At 66.5% G+C, this 671-nt stretch carries 1 protein-coding gene; it reads right to left on the bottom strand.

Annotation, left to right across the window (positions count from 1 at the left end):
* A partial coding sequence (locus H5965_RS46000) for a manganese catalase family protein (RefSeq protein WP_310977644.1) occupies positions 1-671 on the bottom strand: 671 nt, incomplete at both ends.

Below are 671 nucleotides of genomic sequence, written 5' to 3'. Positions count from 1 at the left end.
GTGCCGTAGAGGGCGGGGTCGGGTTTCGGGGCGGTGCCCGGGCCGCCGAGGGGTTCGGGGTCCATGAGGTATTCGATGCCGGCGTCGGTGGTCCAGCTGGTGCCTTTGGCGCCGTCGGGGCCGTCGGAGAGGTGCCAGATGGTGTGGTTGTGGGTTTGGTCTTCTTCGTCGAACAGTGCGCTGGGGGCGATGTCGCCTTCGAGGCCGTCGGCTTTGAGTTCTTCGATGGCGGCCAGCCATTGCTTCTGGTGGACGGTGTCGCGGGCGAGGTTGAATTTGAGCATGGCTTTGACGCCGGGGTCGTCGGTCATGTTGTAGAGCCGTGCGGTCTGCAGGCGGCCTTGGGCTTCGGCGGCGGCGTTGGCCTGGAAGTCGGCGAGGAGGTTGCCGGAGGCGACGATGTATTTGCCGTTCCAGGGGTAGCCGTTGCTGTCGGCGGGCAGGGCGCCGCCGCCGGCGACGATGGCCTGCTGTGAGTCCATGCCGCCGATGACGGCGGCCATGACCGGGTCTTTGACGGCTTCGGCGGTGGCGGTGGCGGGGGCGCCTTCGAGCAGGCGGGCGACCATGGTGGCGAGCATTTCGACGTGGCCGATTTCTTCGGTCGCGGTGTCCATGATCAGGTCTTTGTACTTGCCTTCGATGCGGCAGTTCCAGCCTTGGAACAGGTA

The organism is Amycolatopsis sp. 505 (assembly GCF_031625235.1).
Classification (GTDB): Bacteria; Actinomycetota; Actinomycetes; order Mycobacteriales; family Pseudonocardiaceae; genus Amycolatopsis.
This window is presented reverse-complemented; position numbering and strand designations above follow the sequence as displayed.